The 20,598-nt window shown below is 66.9% G+C and carries 20 protein-coding genes and 1 tRNA gene; 4 read left to right on the forward strand and 17 right to left on the reverse strand.

Annotated features, from left to right (window positions below):
- Window positions 1-7: 7 nt before the first annotated feature.
- Entirely contained in the window at window positions 8-2,614 is a 2,607-nt protein-coding gene (locus ACZ5IQ_RS17100; protein ID WP_464480037.1) for a helix-turn-helix transcriptional regulator, read from the reverse strand.
- Between the two features lie 106 nt (window positions 2,615-2,720).
- Window positions 2,721-4,016 carry a glycoside hydrolase family 25 domain-containing protein gene (locus tag ACZ5IQ_RS17105; protein ID WP_464480038.1) on the reverse strand — a complete coding sequence of 432 codons (1,296 nt, stop codon included), beginning with the start codon at window positions 4,014-4,016 and terminating at the stop codon, window positions 2,721-2,723.
- 377 nt (window positions 4,017-4,393) lie between these two features.
- Here ACZ5IQ_RS17105 and ACZ5IQ_RS17110 point away from each other — a divergent pair, with 377 nt between their 5' ends.
- A complete protein-coding gene (locus ACZ5IQ_RS17110) occupies window positions 4,394-5,071 on the forward strand; it encodes a hypothetical protein (RefSeq protein ID WP_212814204.1) in 678 nt (225 codons plus the stop codon).
- Between the two features lie 147 nt (window positions 5,072-5,218).
- Window positions 5,219-6,250 carry a peptidoglycan-binding domain-containing protein gene (locus tag ACZ5IQ_RS17115; protein ID WP_244872876.1) on the forward strand — a complete coding sequence of 344 codons (1,032 nt, stop codon included), beginning with the start codon at window positions 5,219-5,221 and terminating at the stop codon, window positions 6,248-6,250.
- Window positions 6,251-6,254: 4 nt separating this feature from the next.
- Here the strand turns inward: ACZ5IQ_RS17115 and ACZ5IQ_RS17120 are convergent, their stop codons facing one another.
- Window positions 6,255-7,430 carry a damage-control phosphatase ARMT1 family protein gene (locus tag ACZ5IQ_RS17120; RefSeq protein WP_212814202.1) on the reverse strand — a complete coding sequence of 392 codons (1,176 nt, stop codon included), beginning with the start codon at window positions 7,428-7,430 and terminating at the stop codon, window positions 6,255-6,257.
- A 10-nt stretch (window positions 7,431-7,440) separates the two neighbouring features.
- Window positions 7,441-7,698 carry a DUF3297 family protein gene (locus ACZ5IQ_RS17125; RefSeq protein ID WP_212814200.1) on the reverse strand — a complete coding sequence of 86 codons (258 nt, stop codon included), beginning with the start codon at window positions 7,696-7,698 and terminating at the stop codon, window positions 7,441-7,443.
- 372 nt (window positions 7,699-8,070) lie between these two features.
- Between ACZ5IQ_RS17125 and ACZ5IQ_RS17130 the strand changes: the two genes are divergently transcribed.
- The gene (locus ACZ5IQ_RS17130) at window positions 8,071-8,304 is read left to right on the forward strand and encodes a hypothetical protein (RefSeq protein WP_073696419.1); all 234 of its coding nucleotides are present in this window, start codon (window positions 8,071-8,073) and stop codon (window positions 8,302-8,304) included.
- A 4-nt stretch (window positions 8,305-8,308) separates the two neighbouring features.
- Here ACZ5IQ_RS17130 and ACZ5IQ_RS17135 read toward each other — a convergent pair whose 3' ends face one another.
- The 9 genes from ACZ5IQ_RS17135 to ACZ5IQ_RS17175 all read right to left on the reverse strand — a co-directional run bounded on the left by ACZ5IQ_RS17135 (window position 8,309) and on the right by ACZ5IQ_RS17175 (window position 15,938).
- On the reverse strand, window positions 8,309-9,127 hold the full coding sequence (locus ACZ5IQ_RS17135; RefSeq protein ID WP_212814198.1) for an HpcH/HpaI aldolase/citrate lyase family protein: 819 nt from the start codon (window positions 9,125-9,127) through the stop codon (window positions 8,309-8,311).
- Window positions 9,128-9,220: 93 nt separating this feature from the next.
- Window positions 9,221-10,318: a fatty acid desaturase family protein gene (locus tag ACZ5IQ_RS17140; protein ID WP_212814196.1), complete on the reverse strand. Its 1,098-nt coding sequence runs from the start codon at window positions 10,316-10,318 to the stop codon at window positions 9,221-9,223.
- Window positions 10,319-10,397: 79 nt separating this feature from the next.
- Window positions 10,398-10,471 (reverse strand) — tRNA-Pro (locus ACZ5IQ_RS17145).
- An 88-nt stretch (window positions 10,472-10,559) separates the two neighbouring features.
- Entirely contained in the window at window positions 10,560-11,966 is a 1,407-nt protein-coding gene (der, locus tag ACZ5IQ_RS17150; RefSeq protein ID WP_212814193.1) for a ribosome biogenesis GTPase Der, read from the reverse strand.
- Complete coding sequence (gene cmk, locus ACZ5IQ_RS17155) at window positions 11,963-12,646, reverse strand: (d)CMP kinase (RefSeq protein ID WP_064986779.1); 684 nt, start codon at window positions 12,644-12,646, stop codon at window positions 11,963-11,965. Before cmk ends, der begins: the two co-directional genes overlap by 4 nt.
- Window positions 12,643-13,386: a pseudouridine synthase gene (locus ACZ5IQ_RS17160; RefSeq protein ID WP_212814190.1), complete on the reverse strand. Its 744-nt coding sequence runs from the start codon at window positions 13,384-13,386 to the stop codon at window positions 12,643-12,645. The genes cmk and ACZ5IQ_RS17160 overlap by 4 nt, the downstream gene beginning before the upstream one ends.
- A 1-nt stretch (window position 13,387) precedes the next feature.
- Window positions 13,388-14,137 carry an SMC-Scp complex subunit ScpB gene (scpB, locus tag ACZ5IQ_RS17165; RefSeq protein ID WP_406802701.1) on the reverse strand — a complete coding sequence of 250 codons (750 nt, stop codon included), beginning with the start codon at window positions 14,135-14,137 and terminating at the stop codon, window positions 13,388-13,390.
- On the reverse strand, window positions 14,134-15,000 hold the full coding sequence (locus ACZ5IQ_RS17170; RefSeq protein WP_406776139.1) for a segregation/condensation protein A: 867 nt from the start codon (window positions 14,998-15,000) through the stop codon (window positions 14,134-14,136). Before ACZ5IQ_RS17170 ends, scpB begins: the two co-directional genes overlap by 4 nt.
- Window positions 15,000-15,938, reverse strand: a complete 939-nt coding sequence (locus ACZ5IQ_RS17175) for a ParA family protein (protein WP_064986777.1) — start codon at window positions 15,936-15,938, stop codon at window positions 15,000-15,002. Before ACZ5IQ_RS17175 ends, ACZ5IQ_RS17170 begins: the two co-directional genes overlap by 1 nt.
- A 102-nt stretch (window positions 15,939-16,040) precedes the next feature.
- Between ACZ5IQ_RS17175 and ACZ5IQ_RS17180 the strand changes: the two genes are divergently transcribed.
- Complete coding sequence (locus ACZ5IQ_RS17180; protein WP_064986776.1) at window positions 16,041-16,775, forward strand: O-methyltransferase; 735 nt, start codon at window positions 16,041-16,043, stop codon at window positions 16,773-16,775.
- Here ACZ5IQ_RS17180 and ACZ5IQ_RS17185 read toward each other — a convergent pair.
- Genes ACZ5IQ_RS17185 through ACZ5IQ_RS17200 form a run of 4 tightly spaced genes read right to left on the reverse strand, consistent with a single transcriptional unit; the run spans window position 16,763 to window position 20,496 of the window.
- Complete coding sequence (locus ACZ5IQ_RS17185) at window positions 16,763-17,128, reverse strand: DUF1622 domain-containing protein (RefSeq protein WP_064986775.1); 366 nt, start codon at window positions 17,126-17,128, stop codon at window positions 16,763-16,765. The genes ACZ5IQ_RS17180 and ACZ5IQ_RS17185 overlap by 13 nt on opposite strands.
- 32 nt (window positions 17,129-17,160) lie before the next feature.
- The gene (gene xerD, locus ACZ5IQ_RS17190) at window positions 17,161-18,123 is read right to left on the reverse strand and encodes a site-specific tyrosine recombinase XerD (RefSeq protein ID WP_212814184.1); all 963 of its coding nucleotides are present in this window, start codon (window positions 18,121-18,123) and stop codon (window positions 17,161-17,163) included.
- Window positions 18,123-18,737, reverse strand: coding sequence for an NUDIX domain-containing protein (locus ACZ5IQ_RS17195; protein WP_406803406.1), 615 nt, complete (start codon window positions 18,735-18,737; stop codon window positions 18,123-18,125). Before ACZ5IQ_RS17195 ends, xerD begins: the two co-directional genes overlap by 1 nt.
- Entirely contained in the window at window positions 18,730-20,496 is a 1,767-nt protein-coding gene (locus tag ACZ5IQ_RS17200) for a CTP synthase (RefSeq protein WP_212814180.1), read from the reverse strand. The genes ACZ5IQ_RS17195 and ACZ5IQ_RS17200 overlap by 8 nt, the downstream gene beginning before the upstream one ends.
- Window positions 20,497-20,598 lie beyond the last annotated feature (102 nt).

A 20,598-nucleotide genomic window follows, 5' to 3' on the forward strand; every position in this document is an offset into this window, starting at 1 on the left:
CCGAGATTCAGTGAGCCGCCGCGCCGGTCCGGATCAGCTTGGCGAGATCCTCGCGGTCCGAGATGTCGAGCTTTATGCAGGCCCGATACAGGTGACCTTCGACCGTGCGCACCGATACGGTCAGCCGGTCGGCGATTTCGCGATTGCTCAGCCCGGCGGCAACCAGGTTCGCAATCTCACGTTCGCGCACCGTCAGGGGCAAGGGGTGCGCCGCCAATTCCAGTGCGGGAGTGCGTACTCCCCCGCACTGCGCGGCCAACCGGTTGGCGACGGCGGCGGCCTCGGCGCTGCGTCGCCGGTCGTCGGCCGCCGCGAACGTCGCCGATGCCTGCGCCGCGGCGTCGAGAGCGGACAACAACGCACCCAGCTGCTCGAATTGCTCTGCGGCAGCGAATAATCCAGGCCCGTCGCGATCACTGACCGCCCGGGCATGCGCCGCGATCACAGCGGCCATGCGGCCGCCGACTCCGGAGGCGACTTCGATCAGCCGGCCCGCGGCGCTGTGGTCACCGAATCGCACTGCGTCATGCAACGCCAGCATGGCCACTGCACTCTGGCCGGAACTGTCAGCCAACCGGGCGGCATCCAAAGCCAGTTCTATTGCGGCGCTGACGTTTCCCTCTGCCGCCGCGAGCCACGATTCCGCGATCCTGAGCTGTGGACCGAACACCGCGACGTGCCGGCCAGAGCGGACTTTCAACTCGGCGACCATCTTGGCCCCAGGCTGCACCCGACCCAACGCGCAGTAGGACTGCGCCAGCAACAGCCGAGCCGGGAAGCTCCACGAAGCCGCCGACTCGGCCGTCAGCGCCGCGACCGTCTGCTCCATCCGTGACACCGTCTCGACGAAATCGCCGCGGGCCAGACCGATGGTGCCGACCAGCACATTGGCCATCCCCCACGCCAGATACTGGCCCGACGAGGTGATCTGCATCATGACCGCGGATCGGCTGCTCGCCGCGTCGAATTCTCCGGCGAGCACCAACGCGCGCACCTCCCCGAACGCGGTGAGGTAGCGGAGCAGCCCGTCGGCCTTGGCGCTGGCCATGCGGCCCCGGCGCGCCAATACCGCCACTTCTTCGCTGCGGCCCATCAGTGCCAGGGCGAGCGCCCCACCGAATGCCGCCCACTGCAACGCGACCGGATGCGCGATGGGCTCGGCGAGCACCCGATCGGCCATCGCCACGGCTTCCGTCAGCCGGTTCTCGAAAGCCAGCGTTGCCGACGCTGTGCCGTCGATGATCGGTATCAACTCGGGGCTCGTGATGCGCTCGCGGAGCAGGGCGAGCACTTCGTCGGACCCCTCGGCGTCGCCCATCGCCCAGTGCAGGTTGGCGATGCGGGCCCAGCCCCACCGCAGCAGCTCCAGTTCGGTCATCTGCTCGGGGTCGAATGAGCTGAGCGTCTCCTCGGCTTCGGTCGCCTTGCCCTGCCACAGCAGCGAACGCGCCAGCAGTTCGCCGGCCTCGAGGCCACCGCCCCGGTTGGTGGCCGCGCGAGCCAGCCGCTCACCCAACGTCACGTTCGTGAGGGCGATGGCCTCTCTCGCCGCTGTGACGAGCAGATCCAGTTCGGGCACCTCGTCGCTGTCCAGCGTCAGTTCCGCGAGCCGAATCCGGTGCGCCGAACTGTTCAGCGGCCGGTCCCGCATCGCGCGAACCAGCTCGCCGCGCAGTCGGCGGGCGGCAGCCATCCCCAGCCGGCGGCGGATTACCTCGCCGAACAGCGGATGGGTGAATCGCACGTCAATGCCACCCGGTTCCTCACCGACTCGCACCAGACCACGGCTTTCCGCCTCTTCGACCACGTCCGAACCGACGATGGCAGTCAGAGTGTCCAGGTCGAGGGGCTCGCAGAAGGTGAGCAACCGCAGCGCGTGCAGCACCTGGTCAGGCAACTGGTCGACCCTGGAGTCCAGCAATGACGCCAGCTCCGAGGTGACCGCAGCCCGGCCCCGCAGCTGCCACACCCCCCGAACCTGCCGCAGAGTCCCGGCCTCGATGGCGCCTTCCACCAAGTGGCGGACGAACAACGCGTTCCCGCCCGAGGCCTGCCACATCAGCTCGGCAGACAGACCCTCCACCTGTCCGCCCAATGCCTCCTCGATGAGGCCGACACACTGCTGCTGACTGAACGGCATCAGATGCAACCGCTGCAGATACCGGTCCTTCCACAACGACGTGATCGCGTCGGGGACCGGAGCGCCCGCCCGGACCGTCGCCACGATGCGCACCGACCCGTCCAACGCCAGCTGGTGCAGCAGCGTCGCCGACAGCTGGTCCAACAGATGCGCGTCGTCCACGCCGATGACCGAATGTCCTTCGGCCAGAATCGTTTCGCGCGCCGCGGACAGGAATGCCACCGGATCACGCGACGTGGCACTGCGCACCAGATGGGCGAACACTCCCAGCGGGATGCCCCGCGCCGACTCTGTCGCCGCAACCCAGTGGGCGCGCACCGGCAGTGACTGGGTGACCAACCGGGCGAACGTGGTTTTGCCTACGCCCGCATCACCGACCAGGACGATGCCGCAATCGCCGGATTCCCCGAGCAATGCGCCGCGAATCACCGAGAATTCACTGTCGCGGTGCACGACCGGCCAGTTTTGGGCCACGGCGCACAATTCTACCGGCCGGTTTTCGCTGTTGAAGGCGTAATGACCGTGAAATATCGGTCCGCTTTTCGGGCCGGCAGCTAACGTCCGGCCCGAAATACGGGCGTTACATCTTGTCATGCAGATCGGACACCATGTCGAATAGCGTCTTGTTGTTGTGGGTCCTGGTAAGGATTTTCGCCAATGTCGTAATTTGATCGAAGACCGAGCGAGTCGTGTTCTGCTTTTCGTCGAGCGGCTCGGTGTCCGGGGCCAGCAGGTCGACCATCCGGTAGTCCGCGCCGTCGGGGCCGATCAGCGGTGAGCCGTCGGTATTGGTGCCGTTGAGCATGTTCATGATGTCCTGCGGCTGAGCCATCGTGATCACCCCTGTCGTCACGCGGGCGGCTACCGGCCCGGCACCGGCGGTTCCGATTCCACAGGCAGCGGCAAAATCGTTGGGCGACAAGCCGTCTGCGACGTTCATGTCGCAGTTGCCGAACGGGTTGCAGCCCATCGGCAAGCCCTGATTGGCGCCATATGCGCCGTCCGTGTATTGATGGGCGATCTGGCCGGGCAGCAGGGGGTTCGAGCCGTATGACGCAGCGATCACCCGTAATCCCTTGGGCCGCGACACCCACATCGTGTTGAAGTCGCCCTGGTTGGCATAACCGATGATGCGCGCCGGATTGCCGGCGTACTCCGCGAGGTTGTCGTACAGGGCGTTGATCCAGCCGGATCCGTCGCCGCCAGGGTTCCCACCGCTTTCGACGTCCAGCATCAGGACGACCCTGGGGTGCAGTCCCCCGTTGGCATCGATCATCTGCCGTACCGTGTCGGCATTTTCCTGCCAGTTCGGGCGCACGTAGGTGTAGACGATGCCGCAATCCAGCCGGCCGGTGTCCAGCGCATTGCGCATCCACGCATAGTTCTGCGCGAAGTTGGAATCCCGGTGCGTGCCGTCGCATACGCGGATGGACAGAATCTTGTACGGATAGGAATCACTGACCGGCACCTGGAATTCGGACACGTCGGCAAAGAAACTGTCCACGTGAGCCTGAGTCGGGGGTGTGCCGTCCTCGACGATCGGGCCGGCCACGTACCAGTGGTCGTTCCAGTAGTTGCTGTCGGAAGGGAGCGCCTTGGGCGTGGTGCAGCACCCCCAGGAGCCCGACGATTCCATCGCGACGCCGTCGACCACACAGTTCATGTGCGAGTGGGGACCGCCGTCGCCTTCATGGTGCAGGTTGATCACCACCGGCGCGTCGCCGGGCACGTCGCTCAACGATGCGACGTGCATCAGATCGAATGGTCCGACGTGTTGCTCGCCGTACGGCAGGTATCGATACGACTCGGTGGACAGACCTTGTCTGCCCCAGACCATCTGGTCTCCGTTGAACACCGCCGAGAGCACATCGGTCACCAGGCCCGAACAGTCACAACCCACGCCGCGATCGTTCGGGTCCCACGTGCCGCCGTAGACGTAGTCGTCGCCGAGCCGGTCGAAGAATATGCGTTTGGCGAACTCCACGTCGCCTCGAGTGACGGTCATCAGTCCCTCCTTTGATGAAGTGATGGGAACCCAGTGTCACGACGAAATATGCCGAGCCGCACCAGTAGCCCACTACTCGATTCGCTGTTCAGCAGGGCACGGAATCACGTCGTGACCCGGCGATGATCGAGTAGCCGGCTACGCAGGCGTCCAAATTGCCGGAGGCGCAACATCGTTGGTGCGCAGGACAACTGGACCGCGACTGACGCGGCGACCCCGTCGTCCTCGCCATCACGGAGGAGGTCATCATGAGCCTGGTTGCCATGGCGTCGGTCGCGGTTGCGCGCGACCTCGCACCGGTCGGTCAGCCGCTGAACAGCGTGACAATTGGCGCCGGACAGGGGGTTTCGCCGTCACCGGCACCGTCGGGTGAAGTGTCGGACTCGCAGCCGGAAATGCCGGCGATGGGGCCGACAGCGACGTTGCGTCGGCCAACCGATGTCGCCCAAATGGCCCCGCCGGCACCGCTGATCGACACAGCTGCCGGATTTGCGCAGTTGCTGGCCGCCCAAATCCCCGCCGAGGCACTCGTCGCCTACACGACGTTGTTGGCATTGTTCGTCGACTCAGGCCCTACGTACAACACCGGCCGGTGGGTGCTCTACGGCTTCTCGGTGATCGCCTGCGGTGCCATCATCCTCGCGACCTATTGCGCCAAGCGGAATTACACGTTGCAGCACGGGGACGGTGTGAGCGCGCTATGCGTCATGCGCCCGCCGTACCTGCCGATCGCGGCAGCCATGTTGTCGATGGCCGTATACGGATTGACAGTGCCCGGGTCACCACTGCAATACAGTGTGCCCGACGGCGCGTTCACGATGCTGTCCGGCACGCTTGCCGTCGGCGGAGCGCTGATGATGACCATTCTCACGCCTTTCCTGGGGACGGGTAACGCCGCCGTCCCGGTAGCGAATTCTGATTCGTGAAAGGTGAATTCGCATATTCGAGTAGTCGACTACTCGATACAGGTACCCGCCGCCGTCATTAGCGTCGAATCCGTCATCGACGCAGGATTCCGGACCAATTCGGGCCGACACGGGACCGGCGCGACGTGACAAGAAGGGAGCACTCCGATGCCGCTACCGTACGGGCCCGGGGCCCATGGCACCGAAATCGAATACTGGCAGGCCTGGTTCCAGCGCCAGTACCGCGCGTACGCGCCGGCGAAGGACCGGGTTTATGGTGACGGCGCAGTCGCCGCGGTCACCGAGATGCAACGGCGCCTGGGGTTACCCCAGACCGGCGTCTTCGACGAGACGACAGCGCAGGCGGCCCACTACGTGCCGCCGCCACGGAATCTGCGACCGATCATGTTCACGGTCGAAGGTCACCTGTCGGACATGTTCAGAGGACCGGTGGCCGACACCGCGACAACCCTTGAGACCGAGGGCCTTTGCCATCACCAGCCCATCGGCTACAACAACGGAGCGCTGCCATTCGACAACGAGAGCGGTATCAACGAGCTCGCCCGGCTGCTCGGCGCCACCCAGATGGACAACGGCGTGCCGTTCCCGCAGGGCACACCCTGGTCGCTCGGCGTCTACTCCCAGGGCGCGATCGTGGGATCGTACTTCTACTTCCGTTACCTGCGCCCCGGTCAGCCGCTGGCGTGGCGCACCGCGGACCTCAAAGGCGTTCTGGCGTACGCCAACCCGTGCCGACAGACCGATTCGATCGCGCCGTGGGCCAGACCAGGGGTGACAGTGACCGGCACGCACGGCCTGGACCCGCTCCAGCGATTCGGCTTGCCCGGCTTCCCCGCCAAGCCGGACCACTGGATGGATGTCTACCGTGAAGGCGACATCTTCGCCGAGAACCGTGACGACCAGGCGAGCGCGGTCAAAGCCGCTGTCTACCAGGCGGTGATGAACGACGGGATCAGCAACCCGTTCTCCCTCGCCGGGCAGATCGCCTTCACGCTCCATGCGCCCTTCGACGAAGTGTTCGCGGTGATCAAGGCAATGATCAGCGGCGCGGTGTTCCTGGCCAGTAACCCGAACCCGCACTACGCGCCGTTCGAGCTCGAGGCCGGCACGCGGTGGATGCGGGAACGACTCATCAGCGGATCGGTGTCAGTTCCGCAGCCCAGTCCGGTGGTCGTCTGAATCCCTACTCCACCCAGGCTTGGATCACCCCGTACCCGCCGCTGGTCCGCCACCCCTGTCCGGCGGTATCGAGTTCGGCAAGTTGCTCGGATGTCAGGCCGACGACAACTTCCGATTTGAGTGTCCGCAGTGCCGTCACCGGAGACGGAAAGTAGTCGACGGTCTGGTCGAACGGTGTTGTGGCGGGCCAGTATCGGTCGCCGACGAGGCGCCGATAGTTGAGGTCGCCTTTCATCACAGTCATTGTGGCGCCGGCGAATTCGGCGGTGAGGTCGTGGGGCATGTCGTGGAACGACAGCGGTGCACAGAAGAACTTGTGGGTGCGCACCGTGAGCCGGCCGCTGCGCACAGCGTTCCACAGCCGGTCGCCGGCCTTCCCGATCGGCGGATGTGCGTCGGCCCGCAAGCGTCGGATGACAGCCAGGACATCGGCCGTCGTCGCGTCCGACACGTAGTAGGGATACGGCTTGACGTACAGCACGATCTCGGCAGCCAGGCGCTGACAGAGCAGGCTGTCGATCAGGACGAGATCCGCCAGCAGTTCGCGGCCTGCGTTGTCGGCGACGACGCAGACGGTCGGGTTGTCCTGCGCGCGGAGCGCAGACCACAGCACGGGGCTGTCGTCGACGAGGATGCCCTCCGAGCGCGCGTCTGCGGCACCGGCGCCCTTTTGGAGTTGGAAGCTGAGGTCGGCGCGATTACCCCACAGCGCGGCCACCAGCAGAGTCTCGCGCTGCTGGTTCTCCGCCGCGTCGGCCAGGTCGGCGAAGGCACGCAGCTCGTCGTCGACCTCCGGCCCCGTCAGCTCGGCGGTCTTGACCGGCGCGAACGGGTCGACTCCGCGCCAGGCCCCGGCCCCGAAGTAACCGACGGCGTCGAGCAGCCGGCGGTAGAAATAGCTCTCGCTCCACAGGAACGGCACCTCGCCCCAGGGGCGTCCGTAGACGTCGTCTCCCCAGGCGAGCCACTCATCCCGGTCATGAGCATGCTTGGGCAACGGCTCGAGGACGCCGGTGGTGCTCTCGACGAGCAGCTGCTGCAGCATCGCCTCTTCGGCGGACGTGTAGGGCGTGGTGTCCAGTACCTGGCGAATCAGCTTTGGGTGACGCTCATGGAACACCTCCCACTCGAAGGACCCCGGCACCGCTGCGGTGATCGTGGGGGCATCGGTGGTGTCCACGGGGCGTCCGCTACTTGGCTGTGCGGAAATACGGTTCGACCGTGCCGCTCTGCTTGACGACCATCGGGTTTCCGCGGCGGTCCTTGGCGGTGGGGACCTCCACACGCACCCAGCCCTCGGCCACGTTGTATTCGACGACGTTGGTTCGCTCGACGCCATTGAAGCGGATACCCACGTCGCGCAGGAGCGCCTCTTCATTGAAGAACGGGCTACGCGGATCGATGGAGAGGTGATTCGGCGGGACGTCGGTGTTCTGATCCTGGGACATGTTGGCTTTCGTTGAATGCTGACGGATTCTTCTTCGCTAAGAACGTACGCGACCCCGCCGGAGCGGGTGCCGCGTAGGTCGTGGCGGGCCGCGGGGCCCAAGCTTCCACCGGATGAGGCCACAGACGCCGCCACATCGAAACCTGTTGGTGCCGCCGACAATTGCGCACTGTCACACCCACAAAATCCCCATACACCTCACGTGTCACATCCGTCTCGTGAGGCCCCCGCAGACCGCTGTTCGCCTGCACACATAACGGTGCCGGCACTCCGGAAGTCGGCCTACCATCGGAAGCTATATGGGCCAGGTGAAGGCAAATTCACCAGTGCCCCGCGACAGATCAAACCTCATGACAGAAGGAGGGATGGGCTGATGAAAATCGCACTCGCAATCGCTGCCGCCGCGCTCGCACTCAGCCCCATCGGCGTCGCCCACGCCACGCCAGGACAGTGTTTCAACACCCCTTGGGGTGGCTACTGCGACGGGCAAGCCGACGGCAACGGCATCTTCAACCACTGCGAAGGTGCAATGGGATTCAGCAACTGCTTCTACGTCCGTGCTGTACCCACGGACGTCGACCCGCGGGGATGGGTCCCGCTGACCTGACGCCTCAGTTCGGTATCAGCCGGAGTTGGCGCGCCTTCTCGAGGATGATCCGCGCGCGGTTCAATCGGGGTAAGTCGCTGCCGTCCTTCGGTTTTCCGCCGCGGGCGTTGAACTGCTCGACGAACTCGCGCGCCCAGCCGATGTCCGATTCGGAGGGGCTCAGTCCGGCGTTGATGGTCTCGGCGTCAGACGAACGCAGCGCGAGCTTGCCCGTCATACCCATCTGCCGGGTGAGCGCCACGCCCTCGGCCAGCTGATCCGGGTCGCGGGTGGGCCCGTCGATCGGACCTGGGATGTGCGCCGCCCGCGACGCGACGACCAGCTGGGAACGGCTGTAGGCCAGAGCCAACGGGTCCTGCTCGACGCCGATGTCCAGCGTGTAGTCATTGACGCCGAACGCGATGCGGAAGCACGGGCGCGCCGCGGCGATGTCGTGTACGCGCGCCAGCCCGCGCGCCGTTTCGATCAACGCGATCACCCGCGATTCGCCCCCGAGCCGGTTCGCGGTATCCCACATGTGATTTCCGCCCTCCGTCTTGGCCAGCACGACGCCCTTCAGCCCGCGGCACTCCGCCAGCGCGCGGCAGTCGGCAGACCAGAAATCACTCGACGCATCGTTGACCCGGACCCACGCCTGGGCCCCGGAGCTCAGGAAGTCGATGACTCGCTCCCGGGCCGCTTCCTTCTCGTCGGGAGCGACGGCGTCCTCGAGATCGAGGATCACCTCGTCGGATTTCGTGGTCGACAGCAGCTCCCCGAGATCAGGCTCTCGGGACGGATTGACGAGCAGCCAGGAGCGCGAAACCTTCGAGTTCACGGTCATGGCGTCAGGCTAGACGCATTGAGTGCGCCGCACCCGGCGTTGAAGCTGCGCACGGGACCACCAACCCGGCAGCGCCCCGAAGACCCCGAGAACCTAGCCGCGCCGCCGCCGTCCCACGCGCAGCAGCCAGTCGGGCAGCGCCAACCCGTGGATGATCCGTTGCGTCCGAAAGTACTGGCGCGGAAGCGATGCCGTGTTGTAGGGCAGGTCGTACTTCTCGCACAGTTCCCGGACCCGGACGCTCACTTCAGGCAACCGGCTGCTCGGCAGATCAGGGAACAGGTGATGCTCGATCTGGTAGCACAGGTGCCCACCCGAGAACGCCAGCAGCGGGCCTGCGTTGAAGTTCGCCGTCCCGAGAATCTGTCGCAGATACCATTCGCCGCGAGTCTCGTCCTTGACCACCGCCGGGTCGAACGTCTCGGCCCCGTCGGGGATGTGCCCGCAAATGATGTTCACGTACACCCACAGGTTCCGGAGCACATTCGCGGTGGCATTGGCCGCCAGCGTGCGACGCCACCGGCGCAGGCTGAGCGCCGGGAAGAACACATAGTCCTTGGCCAGCTGGCGCGCGCTCTTGGCGAGGAATTTCCGCTCCTCCACCGCGACAGCGTCTGGCGTCTCACCCCGGAGCCGCTCCGAGTGCAGGCCGTGCAGGGCGATACCCCATTCGAACGTCGCTGCCAGCACCAGGTTTCCGAGCGGGGCAAACAAATGCGCCCACCGCCACGGCTGGTCGGTCGTCACCCGTAGCAGGCGGTAACCGATGTCCTCGTCCATGCCGAGCACGTTGGTGTAGACGTGATGCCGATAGTTGTGCGAGTACCGCCACTGCGCCGAATGTCCGACCATGTCCCACTCCCAGGTATTGGAGTGGATTTCCGGGTCGTTCATCCAATCCCACTGGCCGTGGGAGATGTTGTGGCCGAGCTCCATGTTCTCGACCGACTTCGCATACGCCAGCGCGCACGTGCCGGCGACCCAGCCGACCTTGGACCGGCTCCCGGCGATCATCAGCCGCGCCGCGACATCGAGCGCCCGCTGAAAATGGATCACCCGCCGGATGTACGCCGAGTCCTTCGCCCCGAGCGACTCCTCGACGTCCCGGCGGATCACGTCGAGTTCGTAGCCGATCTCTTCGACGTCTTCACGGCTGAGGTGTACGTAGGCAGAGACATCGGCGATCGCCATCAAGGTGTCCTCGGGTGGGAGTGGCAGGAAGACGGGGCCATCCAGGCCACCGCGAGGCCTTTGACCTGCAAAAACTTTGTCGGGCTGACAGGATTTGAACCTGCGACCACTTGACCCCCAGTCAAGTGCGCTACCAAGCTGCGCCACAGCCCGCGGCGCTGCCGGACGAACCGGCAACGGTTGGAAAGCCTACCTCAGACCTCCCGCCGGACCCTAAACGGGTCCGGCGGCGCGTCGGCGACTAGCGCTTGGCCCCGCGCTTCTCCCGCACCCGCACGTTGATCTTGATCGGGCTGCCCTCGAAGCCGAACTCTTCACGCAGCCGGCGCTCGATGAAGCGGCGGTAGCCGGCCTCCAGGAAGCCCGTGGTGAACAGCACGAAGGTCGGCGGCCGCGATGCCGCCTGGGTGGCGAACAGGATGCGTGGCTGCTTGCCACCGCGCACCGGCGGCGGCGTGGCCGCCACGATCTCCTTGAGGAAGGTGTTGAGCCGTCCGGTCGGGATACGGGCGTCCCACGACGCCAGCGAGGTCTCCAGCGCCGGCACCAACTTCTGCACGGCCCGACCGGTTTTCGCCGAGATGTTCACGCGCGGCGCCCACTGCACCTGCACCAGCTCGCGCTCGATCTCCTTGTCCAGCAGGTATCGCCGGTCTTCGTCGACCAGGTCCCACTTGTTGAACGCGATGACGAGCGCACGCCCGGCCTCGATGACCATTGACAGCACCCGCAGATCCTGTTCGGTCAGCGGCTGAGAGGCGTCGATCAGCATGATCGCGACCTCGGCGGCATCGATCGCGCCGTGCGTGCGCACCGAGGCGTAGAACTCGTGCCCGCTGGCCTGGCCGACCTTACGGCGCAGACCGGCGGTGTCGACGAAACGCCAAGTCTTGCCGTCCAATTCGATCAGCGAGTCGACGGGGTCCACCGTGGTGCCGGCGACGTCGTGCACGACGGACCGCTCGTCGCCCGACAGCTTGTTCAGCAGCGAGCTCTTGCCGACGTTGGGCTTGCCGACCAGCGCGACACGGCGCGGACCGCCGGTCCCGCCGGACGTCTCGGAGACCTCGGGCAGCACCTCGAGCACGCTGTCGAGCAGGTCGGCCACGCCGCGGCCGTGCATCGCGCTGATCGAGTGCGGCTGTCCCAGCCCCAGCGACCACAGCGCCGCGGCCTCGGATTCGATCTTCTCGTTGTCAACCTTGTTGGCCGCCAAGAAGACCGGCTTGCCGGAGCGCTGCAGGCGCTTGGCGGCGGCCTCGTCGGCCGCGGTCGCCCCGACCACCGCGTCGACCACGAGAATGATCGCGTCGGCGGTGCGCATGGCCACGGTGGCCTGCTCGGCGACCAGCATCTGCAGGCCCTTGGCGTCGGGTTCCCAGCCGCCGGTGTCCTGCACCACGAACCGGCGCCCGACCCACTGCGCGTCGTAGGACACGCGGTCGCGCGTCACGCCCGGGATGTCCTGCACCACCGCTTCGCGACGGCCCAGGATGCGGTTCACCAGAGTCGATTTGCCGACATTCGGGCGGCCGACCACGGCCACCACGGGCGGGGGTCCGGCGTACTCGTCGACCTCGGCCTCGAATCCTTCCGAGCCGATCTCCCAGTCACCTTCGTCGAACCACACACCATCGTCGTCACTCATTGACGCACACCTACCTTCTGCTGCACGAGATCCAGCAGATGTGCCACCACACCAGCCTGGGTCATATCACTGGAATCGACGACGATCGCATCATCGGCGGCCTGCAGCGGCGAGACCGCGCGCGTCGAGTCCAGATGGTCCCGGCGCTGGACATCGGCCAGCACCGCTTCGTAGTTGTCGCCCAGACCGTTTGCGACGTTCTGCGCATTGCGCCGACGGGCGCGCTCCTCGGCCGAGGCGGTCAGGAAAATCTTGAGATCGGCGTCCGGCTTGACGACGGTGCCGATGTCGCGGCCCTCGACGACGACCGAACCGGCTTCCGCGATCAACTCCCGCTGCCGCTGCACCAGGATGGTCCGCACGGCCGGGATCGCCGACACGGCCGATACGGCGAGAGTCACCGCCTCGCCGCGGATCTCATCCGAAACGTCCTCGCCCGCCAGGTACGAGGTGTCGTGGTCCGGGTCGAAGCTGACGGAGAACTCCGTCTTCTCACACACCGCGACGACGGCATCGGCGTCGGCCGGGTCGATGCCGGCGCGCAGTACCGCCAGCGTCACGATGCGGTACATCGCGCCGGTGTTGATGTGGTTGGCGCCGAGTGCATGCGCCAAACCCGTTGACACCGAGGACTTCCCGGTGCCCGCCGGGCCGTCGATGGCGATGACGAGCGCGTTCACAGGCCCACCGCCTGGTACAGCTCGCCGACTTCCTTGCGCGTGAGCGCCCGCAGGCTGTTGACGCGCTGGTCCCCCAGCGCCACCGTGCCGATGTGCGTGCGCACCAGTTCCTTCACCGGGAAACCCACCTCGGCCATCAGCCGGCGCACGATGCGATTGCGGCCCTCGTGCAGCACGATCTTCACCAACGACTTGCCGGCGACCATGTCGACCACCGCGAACTCGTCGACGTAGACCGGGCCGTCGTCCAGTTCCACGCCCTCGCGCACCTTCTTGCCCAGCCCACGCGGCACGGTCCCCTGCACGGTGGCCAGGTACGTCTTGGACACCTCGTACCGCGGGTGCATCAACCGGTGGGCCAGCTCGCCGTCGTTGGTCAGCAGGATCAGCCCTTCGGTGTCGGCATCGAGCCGGCCGACATGGAAGAGCTTCTTGTTGCCGCGCACGCGGTGCTCGACCAGGTCACCGATACAGGGCCGGCCCTGGTCGTCAGACATGGTGGAGTGCATACCTTTTGGCTTGTTCAGCGCGAGGTACACCAAATCCTCGTCGACGAGAACCCGGGTGCCGTCCACCCGGACCACCTGGCGATCGGGGTGCACCCGGGTACCGAGTTCGGTGACGATCTGGCCGTCGACCTCCACCCGCCCGTCCAGGATCATCCGCTCGGCGACGCGACGAGAAGCAATTCCCGCCTGCGACAACACCTTCTGCAGTCGCACGCCTTCTTCGTTGGTCATGTCAGTCCCGATCTACGTCGAATTTGGCCGGCTCTGCAGCCGGCGCAGGGGTTCCGCCGAGTTTGGCGAAACGCGGCTCCTCAGAGAGCGTTTCAGTGATGTCGTCGATGACGTCGACATCCGGCAACAGCGGGGCGAGTTCCGGCAGCTCGCTCAGCGAGGTCAACCCGAGCCGCTCCAGGAACAATTCCGTCGTGGCGAAAGTCGTTGCACCACTGTCGGCATCGGTGCCGGCTTCGATGATGAGGCCGCGGGCGGCGAGGGTCCGCATCACGGCGTCGACGTTGACGCCACGCACCGCACTGACCCGGGCGCGGGTCACCGGCTGCCGGTAGGCGACGACCGCAAGGGTCTCCAGCGCCGCCCGGGTCAGCTTGGACCGGGCGCCGTCGAGAATCAGCCGCTCGACATAGGGCGCGTACCGGGCCCGGGTGTACATCCGCCAGCCGCCACCGGCCTCGCGCAGGTCGATGCCGCTGCCGCGCTCGGCCAGTTCGGCGGCCATCCGGCGCAGCTTGTCCTCGACACGCTCGATGGTTTCGTCCAGAGCGGTCGCCAGAGAGTCGACCGGCGCCGGGGTGTCGACCACCAGTAGCAGGGCCTCCAGCGCGCACCCGAGCTCGTCATCGCTGATCTCGGTGTCGAGTTCGTCACCCTCGGCGGCAGCGGCGTCGTCGGTCACACCAGCGTCAGGCTCGACGCCCTCGCCCACGCTGCTATCCGCGGCAATCACCGCGTCGTTGTCCGTCATTGGTCTTCTTCCACCGCCGCTGCCAGATGCTCGTTCGTCGGCCGCTCCCCGGTCCACGAAACTTGCAGCACTCCAAGCGGTTCAATCTGCTCGAAGTTTACCGCCTTGGCCCGGTAGAGCTCTAATAGCGCCAGGAACCGCCCGACGATCTCCATGCCGCCGTCACAGTCGGCGACCAGGTCGGTGAACGACGCCCACTCCCCGATGCCGCGACTCTCCAGCAGCCCCATCAGTTTCATGGCCTGCTCGGGCACCGACACCGCCTGCACGTGCAGGTGGTCGACGCGCAGCGACGGCACCGGACGCGGTGTGAACGCGGCCGCCGCGATCTGGGCGAACCGGTCGGCGTCGACGCCGAGCATCACCTCAGGCAGCAGCTCGGTGAACCGGTCCTCCAGCGTGACGGCCCGCGGGTAGCTGCGCATCGCCGCGGCCTCGAGCTCGGCGAACATCAACGCGACGTGCTTGAAGGCCCGGTATTGCAGCAGCCGCGCGAACAGCAGGTCGCGCACTTCGAGCAGGGCCAGGTCGTCCTCGTCGTGGACCTCGGCGGCGGGCAGCAGCCGGGCGGCCTTCAGATCCAGGAGAGTCGCCGCGACGACCAGGAACGCCGTCGTCTCATCCAGCTCGAGCTGGCTGCCGATCTCCTTGGTGTACGCGATGAACTCGTCGGTGACCTGGTGCAACGCCACTTCGGTGACGTCGAGTCGGTGCGCGAAGATCAGCTGCAGCAGCAGGTCGAAAGGGCCCTCGAAATTGTTGAGCCGGACCTGGAAGCCGGCTTTCTTCTCGTCCGGCTGGTCGGTCGCCGGATCCTCCGGCGCCGCGCCCCCAGCACTGTCGGGAGCGTCGACCTCCGAAATCACGCGCCGAACCGGTCGATGACCTCGCACGCCAACGCCCGGTACGCCTGGGCGCCACCGGATTTCGGGGCCCAGGTGGTGATCGGTTCACCGGCGACGCTGGTCTCCGGGAAGCGCACGGTGCGACTGATGACGGTGTCGAACACGAGATCGCCGAAGCGCTCGACCACCCGGGCCATGACCTCGCGCGCGTTGACGGTGCGGTTGTCGTACCGGGTGATCAGGATCCCGCTGATGTCGAGTTTGGGGTTCAGCCGGTCGCGCACCTTGTCGACGGTGTCGGTCAGCAACGCGAGACCGCGCAACGAGAAGAACTCGCATTCGGTCGGGATGATGACGCCGTCGGCGCAGGCCAGCCCGTTCACCGTGAGCAGCCCGAGCGACGGCTGGCAGTCGATCAGCACATAGTCGTAGCGGTCCAGCACGGGATACAGCGCGCGGGACAGCGTCTGCTCGCGGCCGACCTCGTTGACCAGCTGAATCTCGGCGGCGGACAGGTCGATGTTGCTGGGCACCAGGTCCAGGCCCTTGACCCGGGTGTTGATGAGCACGTCGTCGATCGACACCCGCGGCTCGACGAGCAGGTTGTGCACGGTGTGCTCGAGCTCGTAGTGCGGGACGCCGAGGCCGGCGGACAGCGCGCCCTGCGGATCGAGGTCGACCAGCAGCACGCGGCGGCCGTATTCGGCCAGGCTGGCGCCCAGATTGATGGTTGACGTGGTCTTGCCGACGCCGCCCTTCTGGTTGCACATCGCGATGACCTTGGCCGGGCCGTGCACGCTCTTGGGTTTGGGCTCGGGGATGTGTCGGGCGGGACGTCCGGTCAGGCCGATCGCGGGTTCCGGATCTGCGGTCGCGGACGAGGCATCGACATCAAGCGGCAACGAAACCGGCTCCACCGGGCTCAGGCCCCCCACGCCTGTTGGGACATCGGTCATGCGTCGCCGATCAGCGGCGTGACTCCCATAGCGAACATCCGGGCAAGTTTAACGGTGCCACGCCGCTGACGACGGCAGACCCGCTGTCCTAATGTGACTGCCATGAGCTGGAAGCGACGGTGGTCCTTCGTCCGGATGGCGCTGGGGATGCGAAAGTTCGTCCAGACCGGACAGTGGGGCGACGGCCGCGAGGCCGCCGCGGCCGCCTATGTGGAAGCGAACGCCCGCCGCGGCGACGTCGATCATGTCCTCGCGACCATCGACACGTTCGCCCGCGAACAGTCGATGCTCGTCAATGTCGGTGACGAAAAAGGCCAACTCCTCGAGTCCGCGCTCATCCGGGCCAACCCGTCGCGCATTCTCGAGCTGGGCACCTACTGCGGCTACAGCGCGCTGCTCATGGCCCGAACCGTGCCGGACGCGCACGTCTTCACCGTCGAACTGTCTGCGGACAACGCGGAGATCGCCCGCCGCATCTGGGCCCACGCCGGCGTCGCGGACCGGATCACGTGCGTGGTCGGCACCATCGGCGATGGCGGCGCGACGCTCGACGCGCTGGCCGGTCATGGATTCGGGCCGGGCAACCTCGATTTCGTGTTCATCGACCACGACAAGGCGGCCTACCTCAAGGACCTGGAGTCGATCCTGGCGCGGGGTTGGCTGCACCGCGGCGCGGTCGTCGTGGCGGACAACGTGAAGGTGCCCGGCGCTCCGGCCTACCGCGCGTACATGCGGGAACAGGAGGGCAAGCTGTGGCACACGCAGGAACACCCCACCCATGTCGAATACCAGAAAACGCTGCCTGACCTGGTGCTCGAGTCCGACTACCTGGGCTGAGCGTCGTCCGCCGCCTTGACCGGGCGCTGCCACGGCCACGAGCCGGTCATCTCGACCTGCAGCGAGAAGCTCAGGAAGGTCCGGATGGCGACGATGCCGGCCAGCACCGCGACGCTCTGCGCGGTTGGCGTGACGGCCACGGTGCGGATGATGTCGGCCGCGACGAGGAATTCGAGTCCCAGCAGGATCGAGCGGCCGAGCTGGCGCCGGAACGCGTCGTAGGCGCCGCCCTCTGAACCACGCATCCGACCGAACGTGGCGGCCAGGGCGATCACGGCACCGCCGACGATCACGGCGACACCGACGGCGTCGATCACCTTGCCGGTCGTCTCGATGATGTCGTAGAACGCCATGACCGGATGCTAGCCCCGGCCGATCGTCGTTCTCACCTGGCGCGCGGGTGCGCCCCCGCCCACACTTCGCGCAGCGCGCTGACGGTCACCAGCGTGTAGATCTGCGTGGTGGTGACGGACGCGTGGCCGAGCAGTTCCTGCACGACGCGCACGTCGGCGCCGCCTTCGAGCAGGTGCGTGGCGAACGAGTGGCGCAGCGTGTGTGGCGAGACCGCGGCGGTGATGCCAGCCCGTTCGGCGGAGTCCTGCAGCACCTGCCACGCGCTCTGCCGCGACAACCGGCCGCCGCGCGCGTTGAGGAAGATCGCGGGCGTGCCCTTGCCGCGGCGCGCCAGGTCGGGACGGCCCCGCACCAGGTAGGCATCCAGTGCCGTGACGGCGGGCCGGCCGATGGGCACCAGCCGCTGCTTGCCGCCCTTGCCGCGCAGCATCACCGACCGGGACTCGGTGTCGACGTCGTCACGGTCGAGGCCGACCGCCTCGGAGATGCGCGCCCCGGTCGAATACAGCAGTTCCAGCAACGCGCGGTTGCGCAACGTCAGCGGATTGTCGGCGTCACTGTCGCCGCCCGCGCCGTCCAGCAGCGCGATGACGTCGTCGTAGCTGAGGCTCTTGGGCAGCCGTCGGCCCGGTGTCGGCGGCTTCACACCGCGGGCGACGTCGGCGTCGGCGAGGCCTTCGGCGGCGGCGAACTTGTGCAGCCCACGCACCGCGATGACGGCCCGCGCGGCCGAGACCGAGGACAACGCGACGACGCCGTTGTCGGGATCGCCCTGACGCAGCGCGACGAGGAACTCGCTGACGTCGGTCTCGGTGACGGCGCGCAGGTCATCGATGCCGCGGCCGGCCAGATGGGCGGTGTACCGCCGGATGTCACGCCGATAGGAACTCAGCGTGTTGGCCGCGACGCCCCGCTCGATGCTGAGGTGGTTCAGGTAGCCCTGGACCTGCTGCTCCAGTCGCGACCGGACCCCCGCTGACGCCGCGGCCGTCATCAGTCCTGTTCCCGCCGGGTGCGCAGTGCGGACGGGCGGTCGATCCACGGCGCGTCGAGCGGCCGCTGCTCGGCCGGCCGGTGGGCGGCAGCCAGAATCCCGGCCACCGCAAGGGCATTGACGATCTCACCGTCGAACACCATCCGCACGGCATCGGCCAGCGGCACCCGCTTGACCACCAGGTCCGCTTCTTCGTCGTGCGCGTGCGGCCGGCCGATCTCGGTCAGGCCGGTGGCCAGGTAGATTCGCACGCTCTCGTCGCTGAATCCGGGCGCCGAGTCGACGTCGAGCAGCAGCTGCCAGTGTGCGGCAGCCAGGCCGGTTTCCTCTTCGAGTTCGCGCGCCGCGGTGACGTGCGGCGGCTCGTCACCCATATCGAGCAGCCCGGCGGGCAGCTCCCACAGCCGCCGCCCGATCGGATGCCGATATTGGTACACCAGTACCAGGTTCCCGTCGTCGTCGAGCGCGACCACCGCGACCGCCCCGTAGTGCTCGACCACCTCACGGCGCGCCGAGCCACCACCGGGCATCGCGACCTCGTCGGCCCGCAACGCGAAAATCTTTCCTACATAGACGGTTTCGCTCGAAAGCGTGGCGAAATCGTGGTCAGCCACGGGATTCTTGCAGCTGCTCGGCATCCTCGTCCGAACCCTCCGCATGCGATCCGGCGCCGTGCACCTCGGAGTCGATCTCCTCGAGCGGCAGGCGTTCGGCGGCCTTGTAGTCCAGCGACGCCCCGATGAACGACGCGAACAGCGGGTGCGGACGCGTCGGGCGGCTCTTGAGCTCCGGGTGCGCCTGCGTGCCGACCAGGAACGGGTGCAGGTCGGCGTCGTACTCCACGAACTCGACCAGCTGGCCGTCCGGCGACGTGCCGGAGAACTTCAGCCCGCTCTCGGAGATACGGTCGCGGTAGGCGTTGTTCACCTCGTAGCGGTGCCGGTGGCGTTCGGAGACCTCGGTCGCGTCGTAGGCCTTGGCCACGATCGAATCCGCCTGCAGCACGGCCGGATACGCACCGAGGCGCATGGTGCCGCCGAGGTCGGCCTCACCGGCCACCGCGTCGAGCTGGTCGGCCATGGTGGCGATCACCGGGTCCGGCGTGTGCTCGTCGAACTCCGCCGAGTTGGCGCCGCTGATGCCGACGGACCGCGCGGCCTCGATGACGATGCACTGCAACCCGAGGCACAGGCCCAGCAGCGGCAGCCGCTGGCGGCGGGCGTAGCTGATGGCGCCGAGCTTGCCCTCGATGCCGCGGATGCCGAAGCCACCCGGGATCAGCACGCCGTGCACGTCGCCGAGTGCGGCGGCCGCACCCTGCTCGGTCTCGCAGTCGTCGGAGGCGACCCAGCGGATCTCGACCTTCGAGTGGTGGGCGAACCCACCGGCGCGCAGCGCCTCGGCCACCGACAGGTACGCGTCGGACAGGTCGATGTACTTGCCCACCAAGGCGATTCGCACCGTCTCCTTGGGCTCGTGCACGCGGCGCAGCAGGTCGTCCCACTCCGACCAGTCCACGTCGCGGAACGGCAGGTTGAGCCGGCGCACCACGTAGGCGTCGAGTTCCTCGCGGTGCAGCACCTTGGGGATGTCGTAGATCGACGGGGCGTCCGGCGTCGAGATGACGCCGTCGATGTCGACGTCGCACATCAGCGCGATCTTGTTCTTCAGCGGCTCCGGCACATCGCGGTCGCAGCGCAGGATCAGCGCGTCCGGCGTGATACCGATGCTGCGCAGCGCGGCCACCGAGTGCTGGGTGGGCTTGGTCTTCAGCTCGCCCGACGGGGCCAGGTACGGCACCAGCGATACGTGCAGGAAGAAGACGTTCTCCCGGCCGACGTCGTGGCGGACCTGGCGGGCCGCCTCCAGGAACGGCTGCGACTCGATATCGCCTACGGTGCCGCCGATTTCGGTGATCACCACGTCGGGGCGCTTGCCCTGGGCATCGGGCAGCGCCATCTCGAGGATGCGGCTCTTGATCTCGTCGGTGATGTGCGGGATCACCTGGACGGTGTCGCCGAGGTAGTCGCCGCGACGCTCCTTGGCGATGACCTCGGAGTACACCTGGCCGGTGGTGACGTTCGCCGACCGCGACAGGTTGCGGTCCAGGAAGCGCTCGTAGTGGCCGATGTCCAGGTCGGTCTCGGCGCCGTCCTCGGTGACGAACACCTCGCCGTGCTGGAACGGGTTCATGGTGCCGGGGTCGACGTTGAGGTACGGGTCCAGCTTCTGCATCGTCACGTGCAGACCACGCGCGGTGAGCAATTGGCCAAGACTGCTGGCGGTCAGACCCTTACCGAGCGAGGAAGCGACCCCGCCGCTGACAAAAATGTGCTTCGTCGCGGCCTGTGGGTGCCTGCGTAGCGATGCCAAGAACGACCTCCGTGGTGATGGGGCAACGTAGCGGTTGAGCTACCTGGGGCCTGCCGACCCACGGAATTTCACCCTATCACCGACCGGCCCGAGCTGGGACTG

Source organism: Mycobacterium toneyamaense (genome assembly GCF_055384815.1).

What these genes read in the sequence shown, in the direction of transcription:
- ACZ5IQ_RS17110 (WP_212814204.1), top strand. Translation starts at nt 4,394, where the DNA reads ATGAGCCTGGTTGCCATGGCGTCGGTCGCGGTTGCGCGCGACCTCGCA.
- ACZ5IQ_RS17115 (WP_244872876.1), top strand. Translation starts at nt 5,219, where the DNA reads ATGCCGCTACCGTACGGGCCCGGGGCCCATGGCACCGAAATCGAATAC.
- ACZ5IQ_RS17125 (WP_212814200.1), bottom strand. Translation starts at nt 7,698, where the DNA reads ATGTCCCAGGATCAGAACACCGACGTCCCGCCGAATCACCTCTCCATC.
- ACZ5IQ_RS17130 (WP_073696419.1), top strand. Translation starts at nt 8,071, where the DNA reads ATGAAAATCGCACTCGCAATCGCTGCCGCCGCGCTCGCACTCAGCCCC.
- ACZ5IQ_RS17135 (WP_212814198.1), bottom strand. Translation starts at nt 9,127, where the DNA reads ATGACCGTGAACTCGAAGGTTTCGCGCTCCTGGCTGCTCGTCAATCCG.
- ACZ5IQ_RS17140 (WP_212814196.1), bottom strand. Translation starts at nt 10,318, where the DNA reads ATGGCGATCGCCGATGTCTCTGCCTACGTACACCTCAGCCGTGAAGAC.
- der (WP_212814193.1), bottom strand. Translation starts at nt 11,966, where the DNA reads ATGAGTGACGACGATGGTGTGTGGTTCGACGAAGGTGACTGGGAGATC.
- ACZ5IQ_RS17160 (WP_212814190.1), bottom strand. Translation starts at nt 13,386, where the DNA reads ATGACCAACGAAGAAGGCGTGCGACTGCAGAAGGTGTTGTCGCAGGCG.
- scpB (WP_406802701.1), bottom strand. Translation starts at nt 14,137, where the DNA reads ATGACGGACAACGACGCGGTGATTGCCGCGGATAGCAGCGTGGGCGAG.
- ACZ5IQ_RS17175 (WP_064986777.1), bottom strand. Translation starts at nt 15,938, where the DNA reads ATGACCGATGTCCCAACAGGCGTGGGGGGCCTGAGCCCGGTGGAGCCG.
- ACZ5IQ_RS17180 (WP_064986776.1), top strand. Translation starts at nt 16,041, where the DNA reads ATGAGCTGGAAGCGACGGTGGTCCTTCGTCCGGATGGCGCTGGGGATG.
- ACZ5IQ_RS17185 (WP_064986775.1), bottom strand. Translation starts at nt 17,128, where the DNA reads ATGGCGTTCTACGACATCATCGAGACGACCGGCAAGGTGATCGACGCC.
- xerD (WP_212814184.1), bottom strand. Translation starts at nt 18,123, where the DNA reads ATGACGGCCGCGGCGTCAGCGGGGGTCCGGTCGCGACTGGAGCAGCAG.